Below are 15,641 nucleotides of genomic sequence, written 5' to 3'. Positions count from 1 at the left end.
CGCAAATTGTGGTTAAAGCAAACTGCAGCCATAAAAAAACGCAGTGGCTCGAAAGCGACTGCGTTTTCAATTCGGGGGGTTGAGAGATTACTTCTCAGCACGACCCATGAATGCTTTGTCAGTGGTGTTCACACGAACTTTTTCTCCACCAGCAATGTACTCAGGTACTTGAATAATAAGACCTGTAGAAAGCGTTGCAGGCTTAGTACGAGCAGCGGCTGAAGCACCCTTGATTGATGGGTCTGTTTCAACAATTTCAAGCTCAACAACTGAAGGTAATTCAAGTGCTACTGGGCTACCATCAACGAGCAGTACGTAGATGCCTTGTGTTTCTTCATTGATGAATTGAAGCTCATCTTCAATGGTCTCTTTGTTGAAGTTGTATGGAGTGTAGTCTTCACTATCCATAAACACATACTCATCGCCATCGATGTAAGAGAAGGTAGATGGGTGACGGCTGAAATCTGCTAGGTTAATGATTTCATCGGCTTTAAAGCTTTCGTCTGCCTTTGCGCCTGTCGCTACATCATACATACGCATGCGGTATAGGCTTGCACCTGCACGGCCACTTGGCGTTAGTTTGTTGATTTCTTTAACGAAGTACACTTTACCGTTGTGCTCAATCGCAGCACTTTTTTTGATTTCACTTGCCTTAGGCATTGTTGTTCCCTTGTCTCAATTAGGATCTTTCTAGCAGAGTATACAAGGACATTTGGGGTTGATCATCCAATACTGCTCTCAAGGCTGTAAAACTGTGTTTAATGTATCTTTACCCCACAAAAAAGCGCCCCAATAGGAGCGCTCTTAAACAATGGTTACATCACTTTAGATCAAAGATTGTCCAATCGAATATGGCTGTTCTTCAAGTCATCACGAGTAATACCCTTTCCATCATTCATGTTATTGAAATGACGCAAAACTTCAGTGATGGCTTCGATAGAAGCAAGCAAGTCGCCAGTATGAGCGGACTCCGATGAAGTGTGCATGTTGCGAATTGGGTAACCAATTGAGATTGATGCGCTATCAACACCAGCAAGTGCTGCCGCCATGCCGTCTGTGCCCATGTCACGACCAGAGAAATCCAACTGGAACGGGATATTCTTCTCACGACACAAGGTATCAAACACCTGAACTAGGTATTCTGACGCTACGGATCCACGACCAATCGTAAAGCCCTGCCCCATTTTTAGCGGGTTCATATTGCGAGCACCAATGCCAGGCGCTGCCTCATAATCATGATTCACGTCTGTTGCAATTAATACATCAGGCTTAAGCTCGCCCACTACTTGAGTAGAACCAAAGCGGCCAATCTCTTCATGAGTCGCGATAGTGTAGAGTACGCGTACGTTATCTAGGCCTTCAGAAGCAAGAGTGCGAGCCACCTCAGTGACAGAAAAACAGCCTAGGCCGTTATCAAGATAAGCACCGAAGAAGGTATCTGCACCAACGCCTCGTTTGATAGGGCGATCAAGTAGGATTGGGTCACCCACACGCAGGCCAAGAGCCTCTACTTGTGCTTTGCGGTCTTCACCGTGCATTTGCAGTTCTAGGTAGATCGATTCAGGCTTAATGCCCTGCTCACCTGTGCGCTGTGATGGTGTAGAGAAGTGAATAGCACCGAGTGCCTCAACAGTTCCACCCTTAATCACTTTGTAAGCGCCTAGCTTTTCTGGGTCTTGGCAGAAGACTTGAACTTCATGACCAATCAAGGTCGTCGGTAAAAAAGAATCGGTATTGATCCAAACCTTACCGTCGTTATCAATTTTACGCACCTGCATGCGAATCTTATCCGCATGACCAACAATCATAACGCTAGTAAGATCGTCGCGGCCTGGGTGAGAGTCAAACACGATACTCGCGTTGCCCTTGAATTGATGAATACCCCAACCTTCAGGCATAAACGATTCAAACTCAGGTTTGATCACGCCATAGCTCATCGCCGCTTCAAACCCAATTGGGGAAGGTGCAGACAATACTTTAGACATAAATTCAAACTGGTGTTGTGGCATTGGCTGTGCCCAAGGCTGAGCGTTGTTGCTTTCTGAAGTCATTTGGTCATTCTCATATCCATTTACTATTGGCAGTTAAACTAATGCCTGAAGCCAATGAATTCAAGGGATTTACAAATGTTAGTAGGTGCGAGATGAAACTAGGCTCATAGTTGAGATGAGCAAGATTATGGGAGTAATGCGTGTTTCTTGTGAGGATTGAGTAGTGTAGAAATTGAGATTCTTATCAACTCAAAGCGTTCTGGATCACGAAAACGGCTTGAGTCTAAGACATTACAGCGAAGCTAAGTATTGATAATTAGCTAGCTTTTTTAAATTTGGTACTATTTTCTGTGCACTTTTTTTGGAACCAAAAGCGTTTACGACCGATAGAACGAGACATAAATATCCTTAATTTTTATACGACTGAACCTTTCCTGTGAAATTAAATTCAACATGGAAATAGCTAAGCTTATTTAATATTTATATTGATGTAGCGAAGGAAATAACTAACTTGACGACATTTACATTTTGCAGATGTGAGAGAGGTTTTTATTTACGGTGTTACGATATAAATTATTGAGTTATGAGTTAATGGTATTAAGTTGGCGCAGACAGCCAAAGCTATCTGCGCCGACAAAACTTAGATAGCTACTACGTCAGCAGCTTGAAGGCCTTTTTGACCTTGCTCTACTGTGAAAGACACTTTTTGGCCTTCAGCTAGAGTCTTGAAACCTTCAGATGCGATAGCACGGAAGTGAACGAATACGTCTGCACCGCCATTGTCTTGAGTCAAAAAGCCGAAACCTTTCTCTTCGTTAAACCATTTTACGATACCAGTAGTTTTGTTAGACATAATTTGTCCCTTATTTTTAAAATCATTTATTTTCGCAATATTGCGAGACGCTGAAATCTTGAATTATTGAATGCTACGATGAAGCTAAGGAAACACTGAGGATGACAACAATAACGATGGAATACTGAGGGTTTTGCTTTTACTTTATATTTCATTAATAACTCTGAATCACAGAGTGAACGTGGATAGTACACTAATAAAACAGGCTGTAAAGAATTCTTTTGCTATTTTTTCAGCTGAAGGCTTTTTAAGCTCGCCACCTTCAGCTGGTATCTGGATTCTAGCTTTTATACACCGCAAAGTAATAAGGCGGTAGTTCTTCACTTAGCTCTTCCCCTAGTATCAACTTCGCTCCCTGAAGTTCATCAAGATTAGGCGCCGATACCCTTGCAGGGCTTAGATTAACAATCACTGAATAGGTGCTGCTATCACTCTCACGTTGATAAGCAACAATCCCATCATCAGTATCATACAGAGCAGTAGTTCCTGTTTTTAAGGTCTCAGAGCTAAGCCGTAACTCAATCAACTGTTGGTAAAACCGCAATATAGACTCATCATCCTGCTGCTGTGCTTTTACATTTATCCTGTTCTTGTTCTCATTGACCTTTAGCCAAGGCGTTATTTCGCTAAATCCAGCAAAGGTTGAGTCATCCCACTGCATTGGTGTGCGGCTGTTATCTCGGCTGGCTTTGCTTACCAATGCTAAGGCCTCATCATTTGATAAGCCGTGCTCTAGCTGCTCTTGATATTTGGCAACAGTATCAATGTCATCATAGTCAGAGATCTCATCAAAATAGCAGTTGGTCATACCTATTTCCTCACCTTGGTATAGGTAAGGGGTCCCATGCTGAGTAAGGTTGAGTACGGCTAACGCTTTTGCTGACTGTAACCAAAACTCGCCGTCATCACCGTAAAGCGATACTTGTCGTGGCTTATCATGGTTTGAGAGGAAATTCGCATTCCAAGCGCCTTGCCTTTGAACCTCAATACGGGTCTTAATCTGCTCTTTGTAATATCGGTTCAAGTTCTCATGAAATACTTCAACTTCTGGTGGCGTGAATACAATTGCCATTTGAAATTCGTTACGAGAGGGGAGCACATAATCCAGTAATTCATCGGTATCTCTGGCATTGATCTCACCCACACTCAGTACATTACGAGTGTGCACCTTGCTCATTAGCTTGCGCAGGTGTGCATGTCCCTTAGGTCTATTCACGCAGGCTTCTGTGGCATAGGTGCCATTCGGCGCATCTTCGATGCCTGATTTATCCAAAAACGAAATCGCATCGACTCGAAAGCCATCCACGCCTTTATCTAGCCACCAATCTACCATCTGCTCAATGTCAGAAACTAGATTAGAACATTCCCAATTAAGGTCTGGCTGTTTTTTACTAAAGGTATGTAAATAGAATTGCTGGCGAGATTCACAATACTCCCAAGCACTCCCACCAAACACAGACCTCAAATCGTTAGGCTCATCAGCCCAATAGAAGTAATCCGCATACGGCCCTGTCTTTGATTTTTTCGATTGCTCAAACCACTTATGCTCATCTGAGCAATGGTTGATCACCAAGTCCATCACCAGTTTCATGCCTCGTTGGTGGCACTCTTCCAGCAATAAGTCGAAGTCTTGCATAGTGCCAAACTCCGCAAGAATGGCTTGATAGTCTCGAATATCATAGCCGTTGTCATCACAAGGAGAGTCGTAAACTGGACTTAACCAAAGGGTATTAATGCCTAGTTGCTGAAGGTAATCGAGTTTTGAACGAACACCATTGATGTCACCAATGCCGTCGTTGTTTGAGTCTTTAAAACTGCGTGGGTAGATCTGATAAACGATCGCGTCTTTTACCCAAGTATTCATAATCATGCTCCATAAACAAATGAGCGATAATCATGATTTGTCTCCGGGGGAGCGATAATCGTGATTTGTCTCTGAGGTTGGCGAGAATTCGCCTTTAAGGCAAATATAATAAAGCGGAATGGTTACTGTGTCACGAAGGCAGTTCACAGTTATATAAACTGTATCATTTGTCCTATGAATTTCAGCAACATAGATTATATTTGATAGTGTCTTTCAATAAAAATAGAAGTGATGGCTATGGTTCTAACGCGATTAATTTACATCAGTACTCTTTCCCCTACTTGTGACTCTCACACTTTAGACGACATACTCGCCACTTCTCGAAAATATAACCAACAGAGTCATCTAACTGGCCTACTCAGTCACAATAACAAGTATTTTTTGCAGTGTTTAGAAGGTTCAAGAGAAGCCGTCAACTCAACCTATAATCGCATTCTCGAAGATGAAAGGCACGACAATGTACAGATCCTCTATTTCCAAGAGATCCACAGCAGAGTCTTTGGTGATTGGTCTATGGGAGACATTCCAGAATCATATCTTACTACCTTGATTAATCTGCAATTTTCCGGCACACCGGATTTCAATCCTTATGAAATGTCAGGCGAAAGTGCGTTTCAAATGCTGTTAGAACTAAAGCAAAGGCTGCCTTCAGAGTAGCTAACTTTAGAATCGAAACTGTAGTCCCAGTTCAAGAGTTGCGTCCTGAGATATCTTGATATCTGCTGGCGTTACTCTATGGTCACCAAAGGTATATTGCACATAAGGCTCCACCCATTTAGGCGTAAAGGTGACTCGTACTTCTTGATAGGTTCTGTGGCCACTTTGACTAAGTGATTTATCGTAGCTGAATGAATAACTTAGCTTTACTAATTCATGTATGGCGTAGCTTGCACCAACCGTGTTTTTCCACTCACGAGTACCGTCTATCGCATCAAAAACCAATTCTCTCCATTCGTGAGAGGTGTTACCAAACAACAACACATTCTCAGTCACAGCAAACCCAGAAAAAACGCCTAGGGTGTAAACATCTATCAGATCACCACGGCCATAGCTTACATATACCTCGTTGTATGATTTCCCCAAAGAAAAGCCATAACCTGTACCAAGTTCGAGGTAGCCTGTAGTGTCCAACTCTGCGCTAACGCTGATATGTTCAGTGGCCTGCAAATGCCCAGTTAAAGTACCAATGTACTCATCATTTGTCTTTGATACGCTCATATTTAACTGAGGGGCGTTATATTCGTTTGCTGATGCTTGCACGCAAAGAAATAGGGCCGAGAATAGAATGAAGATGCGATTCATTTTAGGTACCTAGGGTCTGCTAGTCAGAGATCAAAAAGCCGCTTAATTTCTTAAGCGGCTCCATGCTTGTTACTGAGTTCGTAGTAGGGTTACGACCTGATTGATGAAATCCTTGCTTTAACAGCTTGTCGTACTTGGTTTCGCTGCTCTTTAGTTAGCTGATGCGAGTTCAAAATGCGGTCATCTGGCAAACCATGTGAAGGCACACCTAAGCGGCTTCCTGGTTCTGCATTTTTGTCGAACATCACGCTAAACTGTCCATGGCCACCAGCAATCTCATACAGACCATTATGCTTATCAGAAATCACTATCATGGTCCTATCATCACGGTATATATAAAGCTGAGAGGACTCTTCGTCGTATCCAATGCTCCATTCTGGAGTGTGGATTGGATTGTCAGGCATTCCTGGTGAAACTTTTTCTAAGCCGCCTTCTGGTGTCCAAGATCCAATCACAGTACCTTCTTTTCCGTACAAGGTAACTCCTGTAATTGAACCCTCGTCATCTATGACTAACTTAGTGTTTGGCAACTCCACTTGCTTACTATTGTTATGGTTTTTAAGGTGCACATTACCTTGCTCATCAACAGAGACGTATCCAACAACTTCCCCATCTTTACTGACGCTATATAGTCCTTTTACGTTATCTGATTGCTCAATATTCCAATACGCCTTTCTATCACCAATATCACCTACTGGCACACCCCAATCTGGCGAGTCATCTTTCTCGATTGGATTTTCGATACCCGCTGATGGGTTGCCAAATTCAGGATCGATCTCTTTCTCTATTGGGTTTTCAATGCCAGCTGTAGGGTTTCCGTAATCTGGATCAATGTCCTTCTCAATTGGGTTTTCAATACCAGCTGTAGGGTTATCAGAGCCAGGATCAATATTTGAGTCATTGTGTCCTGTAGAAGAACAACCTGCTAGGAAGGCTGCAGAAACTAGTGCGGTAAGAAGTTTAATTTTCATCATATTACTCTCAAAGATTTATATTTAGGAAACAAGCACCTTGCCCGGTGAGTGGCGTTCCTAGCCGATGAGAGAAGTATATGGAATGAGAGATTGAGGCTCTAATCACTTGTAAGAACCAGTGCTTTAATCTTGAGTTATTAATAAAAGAGATGAAACAGTATGATAACCGACGGTTATTAATGGACGTGCCGTGTTAATCCACCAAAAAGCGCTCTAGCATGGATTTCAACCACTGGGTAATTTGATTATCTCGGTTCTTGTTGTGAAAAAAGATACACACATCCGGTTCTATCGTTGCTCCAGCAAAAAGAATAGGCAAACTACGCAACTCCTGATGCTTATCTACATTCATGAATCGAGAGACGGGAAAGAGCATGTCGGAATTGGCTACGACATCAATAATTGCCGATGGGTTCTCTGAACGAAAGCCTACAGTGGCATCCAATCCACGCATCTTAAGCAACTTTTCTGCGTTAGACACATGACTATTCCAATCTGCGGCAATGATGGTGGCCAATTCAAACTCAATACCTTGGCTCACCTCTATTTGGTCATCTTTGAAAGGGTGCCCCTTGCGGATGTAGGCTCTGAAGCTGTCCTTAGTGACTGATTTAGCGATAACCTCTTTGGGCGCATGAGGCACTTCATAATTCAAACCAATCTGTATCTCATCATTAATAAGATCACTCATGGTAGATTTGGTCCAATTCAGCACTTGTACTTGCACGTTTGGCGCTTCAGCGCGGATCGCCATAAATAAATCACTAGAAATTGCATGCAGAAAGAAAGGAGATAGTGCGACCTTTATTGTCCCATCAAGCTCGGCGGGATTAAAATCATTGCTTTGATTCAGCGCGATAGCCAAGCTATCGATAATAGGATTTATAGATTCTGCTAACTGATGACAAAAATCTGTCGCTCGAAGTCCGTGATGGGTTTTAACAAACAGCTCATCATCAAAATGGTCACGCAGGCGTTGCAAGGCCTTACTTACCGCCGGCTGAGAGACAAACAAACGCTCTGAAGCTTTGCGCATATTGCGCTCTTGATGCAGTATGATGAAGGTGCGTAGAAGATTTAAATCTAGACTTGCGAACAGATCCTTAGCCATTTCAATCCCTGAAAATTAGTATTACTTCCAGAAGTATATACACTAATTGCCCCATTCAAGTAGGCACCTTGATCGCGCTTTTCCTTGCCCACATCACAGTTGCACATTAAACACTCACAACATTGATATACATCATGCGTTAAACCACGAAGCTTAACTACGCTTAACCTGTATTCAGCCGATTGATGAGGCTCGTTATGCGTAATCATAAGTTAACCTTCATTGCATTAGCGCTCGTAACCTATTGTCTACTCCCTGCCTCCGTTGATGCTGCACAGCATCTGAAAGCAATTACCAGTGACTTTGCCGACATCGATAGTGCCTCTTCAAAGTCAGTCGACAATAATGAACGTTTACATTTAGTGTTTATGCGCGAAGAGGAAAAGCTAGCGCGCGACGTATACACAAGACTAGGTATGCAATACAAGAATCTAGCCATATTCGGTAAGATTTCTAAAGCAGAAGAGCGCCATACTTACTCTGTTAGCAACAAATTACAGCATTATGGTATTAGCGACCCTGTGCAGAGTGACAATGTAGGCACATTCAATGGTGAAGAATTTGGCTGGTACTTTGATGAGAAATATCAAAGCCTAATAGACAAAGGCTCGAATAGTGAGCTTGATGCACTATATGTTGGCGCGTATATCGAAGAGTTGGATATGCTAGACATACGCCAATGTCCGAAAGTGATAATTGAGACCATTGATAGCATTCAAGATACGTCTGACTGTGGCCAAGTCTATACCGATAACGTTGACTTACAACGCTTGTACCAATCACTTATAGAGGGCTCAGAGAGTCACCTACGCGCTTATGTGCAGAATATCGAAATGTATATTGGTGAGGGTAATTATGAAGCCCAAGTTTTAAAGCAAAAAGATATAGATACAATTCTTCAGCGCTAATAAAACTTGAGAATGATAAAGCCCTATTTCAGGTGACACGGTTTATTCCGCTACCCAACACTTCTCAACTAGGCAATGTTCTCCTTGCAAAACGCGCCCGACAAATCGGTCACCTTTGCCAATGACACCCACGCCTTTAGGGGTGCCTGTCATCACAATATCGCCATCTTGCAAGGTAGTGAATTTGCCAAGCTCTTGCTTAATCACCTCCGGCGGGTACAGCATCAGCTCTACCCCACCTTGTTGGATCAGCTCATCATTAATCCACAGCTCCAGCGACAGAGTCTGAAACCCTTCATCAATGGAAACAAATTCAGACAGCACTGCTGAGCCATCAAATGCCTTAGCTCGCTCCCAAGGCAGGCCTTTTGCTTTCAATGCGCTTTGTGTTTCTCGCTTGGTAAGATCTAAACCAATGGCTACGCCAGAAAACTGCCCATCTTTGACTAAGAAACACAGCTCAGCCTCATAGTGCAAAGGCTCATCATGAAAACTACTCAATTGCTGACTAAGGGATGAATTGGGCTTCATGAAAACCACCATGCCCTCTGGGGTTTCATTACCCAGCTCCTCAATATGAGCCACGTAGTTTCGGCCTACACAAAGAATCTTGCTTGGCTCAAAGGATTGATCATTCAGAGTCACTTGGTTGAGAGGCATAATTATTCGCTGTCTTCTGAGACTTGATAGTGTCGAATCACATTAGTGGTGATGGCTCCCCAGTGAGAGGCTTTAACCCGACGTTGATGGAACTCGAAGGCTTCTCTATCTATGAACTCTTCATAAACATTAAAGCGATGAGGTTTTCTTGAGGATTGTTGGACATGAAAGGAGATACAACCAGGCTCCGCATGAGTCAGTTTTATATGCTCAGGCAAAGCCTCAAGTACTTGTTTCAAGTCTTGAACGGGCACGATTATGTGCCCTTCCAATGTCACTTTCGACATAATTGATTGAGATTAGCCGCGATAGTAACGCTGTGGTACGAACGGCATTTTTTCTACTGTCATTGGTAGTTTTTTACCGCGAACTTCAGCAAAGATCTCAGTGCCTGCTGCCATTAGATCAGCGCGCACATAAGCCATAGAAACAGGCTTGCCTGCGTTAGGGCCTGCAGTGCCGCTGGTGACGACACCTACTTCCACATCGTTAGCATCAAACAGCTTACAACCTTCACGAACCGGCGCTTTCGTTTGACCCACAAGACCTACGCGCTTACGCGTAACATCTTTAGTCGCAATTTGATCAAGAATGATATCTGCACCAGGGAAGCCACCAGCACGTTCGCCATCAGCGCGACGTATTTTGCTGATCGCCCAAAGTAGGCTTGCTTCGACAGGCGTCGTTGTGGTGTCTAAGTCGTGACCGTATAGACACAAACCACACTCAAGACGTAACGAGTCACGAGCCCCAAGACCAATCCACTCTACCAGCTCAGTATCAGTGAGCTTGCGAGCCAAAGCTTCAGCTTGCTCAGCTGGTACTGAGATCTCAAAACCATCTTCGCCAGTGTAGCCAGAACGGCTGACAATGCATTCAACGCCAAGTAGCTCAACATGAGCCACATCCATAAACACCATGTCTTTGACGGCTGGATTAAGCTCAGCCAATACGTCAACGGCTTTAGGGCCTTGAAGCGCAAGCAGTGCGCGGTCATCGATAACTTCTAGCTCTACATCCGCAGGCAAGTTTGCTTGAAGGTGCGCAATATCCTGCTCTTTACAAGCAGCATTCACCACCACAAACAGATGATCGCCAAGGTTAGCCACCATCAAATCGTCCATGATGCCACCTTGCTCATTGGTAAAGAACGCATAGCGCTGATTACCACTAGCAAGATCAATAATATCAACGGGAACTAAGGCCTCTAGCGCCGCAGCGGCATTGTCGCCTTTAAGGCGAAGCTGCCCCATATGAGATACATCGAAAAGACCGGCTGCATCACGAGTATGCAGGTGCTCCTTCTTAACCCCCAGTGGATATTGAACTGGCATATCATAACCAGCAAACGGCACCATTTTTGCGCCTTCTTCAACATGAAGGGCATGTAAAGGGGTTTTCAGTAAAGCTTCAGTCATTGTCTCTCCTTAGCTGTGTTCTGCGCCATGTTTCTTCATCTGGCCCAAAACAACATATTCATAATGATTGATATCAGTTTCGTAGTTAAGCAAACGTTTGCCGACACTATAGGAAACTTCGTCTCTTAACACAACCGCTACATTCAAGCGGTCTATTTTGCTGTAACCCAAAGTATTTGGGCATCTTGTTCACTGCGTGAAACCAATGCATGCCCCATGTTTGCGTCGTAATAAACACTGTCACCTTCAGCAAGGACTAAAGGCTCATAAAACTCAGTATATAGGGTGACCTCGCCAGACAGAATGAGTAGAAACTCTTCACCATCGTGTCTAACCCAGCCTTGAAACTCATCAAAGCTTCGCGCATGCACCACAGATTTGAACGGCATCATTTTTTTCTGTGACATCTCAGTCGCCAACAACTCATGCTCATACGTTGGCGTAGGATGAGGCTTACCCTGCCCCTTCATCGTGACGTCTCTTCGCCCGCTCGCCCCTTTGTTCTTGGGAGGAGCAAACAACTGTGGCATATCGATATCTAATCCAGAGGCCAGCTTTTGCATCGCCTGAAACGTCGGGCTTATTTGCTCGTTCTCTATCTTGCTTAGCGTAGAGCGGGCTAGTCCAGTGCGCTGACTAGCTTCCTCAAGAGTTAAACCCAGCTGGCTACGGATTGACTTAATTTTGTCACCTAACTTTAATGGTTCAACACTGTTTTCTACTGAGGACTTCTCTATGGTTAATGATGGATAATCATCCAGTTTAGATTCTTTCATGAGGTCCTTCGTCTTAATTTTCTTCCCATTTCTTGGCTGAAAAGTGTGCCATAAAAAGGTACTTGGGATGAAGAGCATAGAGTAAGATTAAGTGAGAGATAAGTTGCATTCTTGAATTTTTTGTTTCCAATAGGAAATTTCGACTTGAGAATGTAAACAACTCGGTTTATTTTATCTGCAATAGTGCTTTTATTAATTCAAATCTGATTAAGTTGGAGATTCAAAAAATGGACAACACCCTTAAGTTTGCTGATAGCCATGAGTGGGTAAAAGACAACGGTGACGGTACGGTTACTATCGGTATCTCAGAGCACGCTCAACAGATGCTAGGTGATGTTGTGTTTGTCGACCTACCAGAAGTAGAAGAAAACATTGAAGCTGGCGACAGCTTTTCATTGGTTGAGTCTGTAAAAGCAGCATCAGACATCTACGCGCCAATCACAGGTGAAATTGTTGAGATCAACGAAGAGCTAGAAGATAGCCCTGAGCTAATCAACGAAGAACCGTACGAAGGCGGTTGGATTGTTAAGGTGAAGCTAGAAGATCCCTCTGAGCTAGATAACCTAACTAACGCAGAAGATTACCTAGCTAGCATCGAAGACGAGTAATCCTCTTCGGTTTTATTAAGTTAAAACAATAGCTTCTAAGTATCCCCGCAACTGCGGGGATCTTGCCATTCAGAGACGCGTATAAGAGAGCAACCAAGCTCCATTCACTTAACCTGAATTGCACTCTCGCTTGCAAAAGCACCTAGGAAACTGAATCACCCCTAAAGTCTCGTAGAAGGCTTCAAGTAAGGTATAAAGGAATTATGACTGATCTACTACGCAGTTTGAGTACAGATAACGAATTTGTTGCGCGCCATAATGGTCCCAACTTAACTGATCAAAAAACAATGCTTGAGCGCATCAAGGCAGAGAGCCTAGATGAACTTATTCAACAAACGGTGCCACAACAAATCCGTTTAGAGAAGCCACTGACTCTAGATGCACCACTGAGTGAAGCGGGCATGCTAGAGGAAATGAAGAAGTTTGCTCAGCAAAACCAAGTTAAGCGCACCTTTATCGGCCAAGGTTACTACAACACCTTCACGCCAAACGTAATCCTGCGCAATGTTCTAGAAAATCCAGGTTGGTACACAGCGTACACCCCATACCAGCCAGAGATTTCTCAAGGCCGCCTTGAAGCCCTACTGAACTACCAGCAAATGGTCATCGACCTTACTGGCATGGAAATCGCAAACGCCTCTCTTCTAGATGAAGCGACGGCGGCGGCAGAGGCAATGACTCTGTGTAAGCGTGCAGGTAAAAGTAAGAGCAAGACCTTCTTTGTGGCAAGCGATGTACACCCTCAAACTATCGAAGTCGTTAAGACTCGCGCTGAATACATCGGCTTTGACGTTCTCATTGGCGAACTAGATTCCTTACCTGAGCAAGACGTCTTTGGCGCGCTAGTTCAGTATCCAAACACAACCGGTGATGTACGCGATCTCACAGACATCATCGCGAAAGCACAAGCGAACAAGACGCTTGTTACGGTTGCTACCGACCTTCTTGCATCAACCCTAATCAAGCCTGCGGGCGAGATGGGCGCAGATGTTGTGATTGGTTCAGCCCAGCGCTTTGGCGTACCTATGGGTTACGGCGGTCCTCACGCAGCATTCATGGCGACTCGTGACAAGCACAAGCGTACTATGCCTGGTCGTGTTATCGGCGTATCTATCGATACCAACGGTAACCAAGCACTGCGTATGGCAATGCAAACGCGTGAGCAACACATCCGTCGTGAAAAAGCGACCTCAAACATCTGTACCGCTCAGGCTCTGCTTGCCAACATGGCTGCTTTCTATGCGGTATTCCACGGCAGCGAAGGCCTGAAAACCATCGCGCGTCGCACGCACCACATGACGGCAATTCTAGCTTCTGGCCTAACTCAAGCAGGCTATGAACTGGCTAATAATTCGTTCTTCGATACTATTACCATTAACACTGGCGATAGAACTGAGGCGCTATACGGCGCAGCTCAACGTGACAACATCAACCTGCGTAAGCTAGACGGTAAGCTAGGTGTGAGTTTCGATGAAACGACCACCACAGCTGATATCGTCGCACTATTTAGCGTATTTCAGGTGACAGAGTCTATTGAAGCGCTTAGCGCAGAAGTGGCAAAGAACGAGTTTGCTGCCATTCCAGAAAACTGCCGCCGCGAGTCAGAGTTCCTAACGCACCCTGTGTTCAACACTCACCACAGTGAAACACAGATGATGCGTTACCTTAAACAACTTGAGAACAAAGACTTCTCGCTAACGCACGGCATGATCCCTCTGGGCTCTTGTACCATGAAGCTAAACGCAGCAGCAGAGATGATCCCGGTTACTTGGCCTGAATTTGGTGCTATCCACCCATTCGCTCCTATTGAGCAAGCTGCAGGCTATACCGCTCTTGCCAAAGACCTTAAAGCCAAACTTTGCGAAATCACTGGCTACGACGACTTCTCACTGCAGCCAAACTCTGGCGCATCAGGTGAGTACGCAGGCCTAATCGCGATTCAACGCTACCACCAATCACGTGGTGAAGGTCACCGTAACGTCTGTTTGATCCCAAGCTCTGCGCACGGCACTAACCCTGCAACGGCTTCTATGGTATCGATGAAGGTTGTGGTAGTGAAATGTGATGACGATGGCAACATCGACATGGCAGACCTAGAAGCGAAGATTGAGAAGCACGCTGAGAACCTATCTAGCATCATGATCACCTACCCTTCAACGCACGGCGTATTTGAAGAGCACGTGAAAGAGGTGTGTGAAAAGATCCACGCTGCTGGCGGTCAAGTGTATCTTGATGGTGCGAACATGAACGCACAGGTTGGTCTGACTACTCCTGGCTTTATCGGCTCGGACGTATCGCACCTTAACCTACATAAAACCTTCTGCATCCCGCACGGTGGCGGTGGTCCAGGTATGGGCCCAATCGGTGTTAAATCTCACTTGGCTCCATTCCTGCCAGGTCATATCGAAAATGGCGTACAAGGCTCAGATCACGCAGTCTCTGCTGCAGATATGGGTAGTGCTTCTATCTTACCAATCTCTTGGGCGTACATCGCAATGATGGGCGAGCAGGGTCTAACCCATGCAACAGAAGTGGCAATCCTAAACGCTAACTATGTGATGGAGCGTCTACTACCTTACTACCCTGTGCTTTACCGCGGTAAGAATGGCCGTGTTGCGCACGAGTGCATCATCGACATTCGCCCTCTTAAAGACGAAACAGGCATCAGCGAAGAAGATATCGCAAAACGTCTAATGGACTACGGCTTCCACGCGCCAACCATGTCATTCCCAGTTGCGGGTACGCTAATGGTTGAACCAACAGAGTCTGAAGACCTAGAAGAACTAAACCGCTTCTGTGACGCTATGATTGCCATCCGTAAAGAGATGAACAAGGTACGTGACGGTGAATGGCCACTGGATAACAACCCATTGGTTAACGCACCACACACGCAAGTTGACCTTGCAAGCAGCGAATGGGATCGTCCATACCCTCGTGAGCTTGGTGCCTTCCCATCGAAGTCTCAGCGCGTTTGGAAATACTGGCCAACAGTAAACCGCGTAGACAACGTCTACGGGGACCGCAACCTGATCTGCTCATGCCCGAGCATTGAAGAGTATGTGGAAGAGTAGATAAACTCTAACTAGAATAGGCAGACTTTGGTCTGCCTATTTTTTATATGTTATGGACTGAAATCTATTTTCAAAAGCCTACAGGGCTAAGATCAATTATATCGC

The 15,641-nt window shown here is 44.7% G+C and carries 15 protein-coding genes; 4 read left to right on the top strand and 11 right to left on the bottom strand.

From position 1 onward, the window contains the following. Positions 1-87: 87 nt before the first annotated feature. The 4 genes from efpL to A6E01_RS14020 all read right to left on the bottom strand — a co-directional run bounded on the left by efpL (position 88) and on the right by A6E01_RS14020 (position 4,708). A complete protein-coding gene (gene efpL / locus A6E01_RS14035; RefSeq protein WP_017029858.1) occupies positions 88-660 on the bottom strand; it encodes an elongation factor P-like protein EfpL in 573 nt (190 codons plus the stop codon). Positions 661-830: 170 nt separating this feature from the next. Next, positions 831-2,051, bottom strand: a complete 1,221-nt coding sequence (locus A6E01_RS14030) for a M28 family peptidase (RefSeq protein WP_017029859.1) — start codon at positions 2,049-2,051, stop codon at positions 831-833. Positions 2,052-2,631: 580 nt separating this feature from the next. After that, complete coding sequence (gene cspE / locus A6E01_RS14025; RefSeq protein ID WP_017029860.1) at positions 2,632-2,844, bottom strand: transcription antiterminator/RNA stability regulator CspE; 213 nt, start codon at positions 2,842-2,844, stop codon at positions 2,632-2,634. Between the two features lie 280 nt (positions 2,845-3,124). Then, a complete protein-coding gene (locus A6E01_RS14020; protein ID WP_065210494.1) occupies positions 3,125-4,708 on the bottom strand; it encodes an alpha-glucosidase in 1,584 nt (527 codons plus the stop codon). Between the two features lie 237 nt (positions 4,709-4,945). Between A6E01_RS14020 and A6E01_RS14015 the strand changes: the two genes are divergently transcribed. Beyond that, positions 4,946-5,365 (top strand): BLUF domain-containing protein, encoded by a 420-nt coding sequence (locus A6E01_RS14015; RefSeq protein WP_026026258.1) that lies wholly within the window; start codon positions 4,946-4,948, stop codon positions 5,363-5,365. Between the two features lie 6 nt (positions 5,366-5,371). On the opposite strand, the gene A6E01_RS14010 is transcribed toward A6E01_RS14015, so the two are convergent. The 3 genes from A6E01_RS14010 to A6E01_RS14000 all read right to left on the bottom strand — a co-directional run bounded on the left by A6E01_RS14010 (position 5,372) and on the right by A6E01_RS14000 (position 8,095). Then, entirely contained in the window at positions 5,372-6,010 is a 639-nt protein-coding gene (locus A6E01_RS14010) for a hypothetical protein (protein ID WP_065210493.1), read from the bottom strand. A gap of 89 nt (positions 6,011-6,099) precedes the next feature. After that, positions 6,100-6,984, bottom strand: a complete 885-nt coding sequence (locus tag A6E01_RS14005; RefSeq protein WP_065210492.1) for a hypothetical protein — start codon at positions 6,982-6,984, stop codon at positions 6,100-6,102. 193 nt (positions 6,985-7,177) lie between these two features. After that, positions 7,178-8,095 carry a LysR family transcriptional regulator gene (locus A6E01_RS14000; RefSeq protein WP_065210491.1) on the bottom strand — a complete coding sequence of 306 codons (918 nt, stop codon included), beginning with the start codon at positions 8,093-8,095 and terminating at the stop codon, positions 7,178-7,180. Between the two features lie 197 nt (positions 8,096-8,292). Between A6E01_RS14000 and A6E01_RS13995 the strand changes: the two genes are divergently transcribed. Then, the gene (locus tag A6E01_RS13995) at positions 8,293-9,003 is read left to right on the top strand and encodes a DUF2202 domain-containing protein (RefSeq protein WP_065210490.1); all 711 of its coding nucleotides are present in this window, start codon (positions 8,293-8,295) and stop codon (positions 9,001-9,003) included. Positions 9,004-9,045: 42 nt separating this feature from the next. Here A6E01_RS13995 and A6E01_RS13990 read toward each other — a convergent pair whose 3' ends face one another. The 4 genes from A6E01_RS13990 to A6E01_RS13975 form a co-directional block, all read right to left on the bottom strand. Continuing rightward, positions 9,046-9,663, bottom strand: a complete 618-nt coding sequence (locus tag A6E01_RS13990; RefSeq protein ID WP_065210489.1) for a fumarylacetoacetate hydrolase family protein — start codon at positions 9,661-9,663, stop codon at positions 9,046-9,048. A gap of 2 nt (positions 9,664-9,665) precedes the next feature. Further along, positions 9,666-9,950, bottom strand: coding sequence for a putative quinol monooxygenase (locus tag A6E01_RS13985; RefSeq protein WP_065210488.1), 285 nt, complete (start codon positions 9,948-9,950; stop codon positions 9,666-9,668). 12 nt (positions 9,951-9,962) lie between these two features. After that, positions 9,963-11,081, bottom strand: a complete 1,119-nt coding sequence (gene gcvT, locus A6E01_RS13980; RefSeq protein WP_017027695.1) for a glycine cleavage system aminomethyltransferase GcvT — start codon at positions 11,079-11,081, stop codon at positions 9,963-9,965. A gap of 152 nt (positions 11,082-11,233) precedes the next feature. Next, on the bottom strand, positions 11,234-11,857 hold the full coding sequence (locus tag A6E01_RS13975; RefSeq protein WP_017027694.1) for a helix-turn-helix domain-containing protein: 624 nt from the start codon (positions 11,855-11,857) through the stop codon (positions 11,234-11,236). Between the two features lie 227 nt (positions 11,858-12,084). On the opposite strand from A6E01_RS13975, the gene gcvH reads away from it, so the two are divergent. Beyond that, positions 12,085-12,465, top strand: a complete 381-nt coding sequence (gcvH, locus tag A6E01_RS13970) for a glycine cleavage system protein GcvH (protein WP_017027693.1) — start codon at positions 12,085-12,087, stop codon at positions 12,463-12,465. Positions 12,466-12,668: 203 nt separating this feature from the next. Then, entirely contained in the window at positions 12,669-15,536 is a 2,868-nt protein-coding gene (gcvP, locus tag A6E01_RS13965; protein WP_065210487.1) for an aminomethyl-transferring glycine dehydrogenase, read from the top strand. The last annotated feature ends 105 nt before the right edge of the window (positions 15,537-15,641 follow it).

This window comes from Vibrio breoganii (assembly GCF_001677275.1).
Classification (GTDB): domain Bacteria; phylum Pseudomonadota; class Gammaproteobacteria; order Enterobacterales; family Vibrionaceae; genus Vibrio; species Vibrio breoganii.
Note: the sequence above shows the minus strand (reverse complement) of the source record. Positions and strands in the feature narration are given on the sequence as shown.

What these genes read in the sequence shown, in the direction of transcription:
- efpL (WP_017029858.1), bottom strand. Translation starts at nt 660, where the DNA reads ATGCCTAAGGCAAGTGAAATCAAAAAAAGTGCTGCGATTGAGCACAAC.
- A6E01_RS14030 (WP_017029859.1), bottom strand. Translation starts at nt 2,051, where the DNA reads ATGACTTCAGAAAGCAACAACGCTCAGCCTTGGGCACAGCCAATGCCA.
- cspE (WP_017029860.1), bottom strand. Translation starts at nt 2,844, where the DNA reads ATGTCTAACAAAACTACTGGTATCGTAAAATGGTTTAACGAAGAGAAA.
- A6E01_RS14020 (WP_065210494.1), bottom strand. Translation starts at nt 4,708, where the DNA reads ATGAATACTTGGGTAAAAGACGCGATCGTTTATCAGATCTACCCACGC.
- A6E01_RS14015 (WP_026026258.1), top strand. Translation starts at nt 4,946, where the DNA reads ATGGTTCTAACGCGATTAATTTACATCAGTACTCTTTCCCCTACTTGT.
- A6E01_RS14010 (WP_065210493.1), bottom strand. Translation starts at nt 6,010, where the DNA reads ATGAATCGCATCTTCATTCTATTCTCGGCCCTATTTCTTTGCGTGCAA.
- A6E01_RS14005 (WP_065210492.1), bottom strand. Translation starts at nt 6,984, where the DNA reads ATGATGAAAATTAAACTTCTTACCGCACTAGTTTCTGCAGCCTTCCTA.
- A6E01_RS14000 (WP_065210491.1), bottom strand. Translation starts at nt 8,095, where the DNA reads ATGGCTAAGGATCTGTTCGCAAGTCTAGATTTAAATCTTCTACGCACC.
- A6E01_RS13995 (WP_065210490.1), top strand. Translation starts at nt 8,293, where the DNA reads ATGCGTAATCATAAGTTAACCTTCATTGCATTAGCGCTCGTAACCTAT.
- A6E01_RS13990 (WP_065210489.1), bottom strand. Translation starts at nt 9,663, where the DNA reads ATGCCTCTCAACCAAGTGACTCTGAATGATCAATCCTTTGAGCCAAGC.
- A6E01_RS13985 (WP_065210488.1), bottom strand. Translation starts at nt 9,950, where the DNA reads ATGTCGAAAGTGACATTGGAAGGGCACATAATCGTGCCCGTTCAAGAC.
- gcvT (WP_017027695.1), bottom strand. Translation starts at nt 11,081, where the DNA reads ATGACTGAAGCTTTACTGAAAACCCCTTTACATGCCCTTCATGTTGAA.
- A6E01_RS13975 (WP_017027694.1), bottom strand. Translation starts at nt 11,857, where the DNA reads ATGAAAGAATCTAAACTGGATGATTATCCATCATTAACCATAGAGAAG.
- gcvH (WP_017027693.1), top strand. Translation starts at nt 12,085, where the DNA reads ATGGACAACACCCTTAAGTTTGCTGATAGCCATGAGTGGGTAAAAGAC.
- gcvP (WP_065210487.1), top strand. Translation starts at nt 12,669, where the DNA reads ATGACTGATCTACTACGCAGTTTGAGTACAGATAACGAATTTGTTGCG.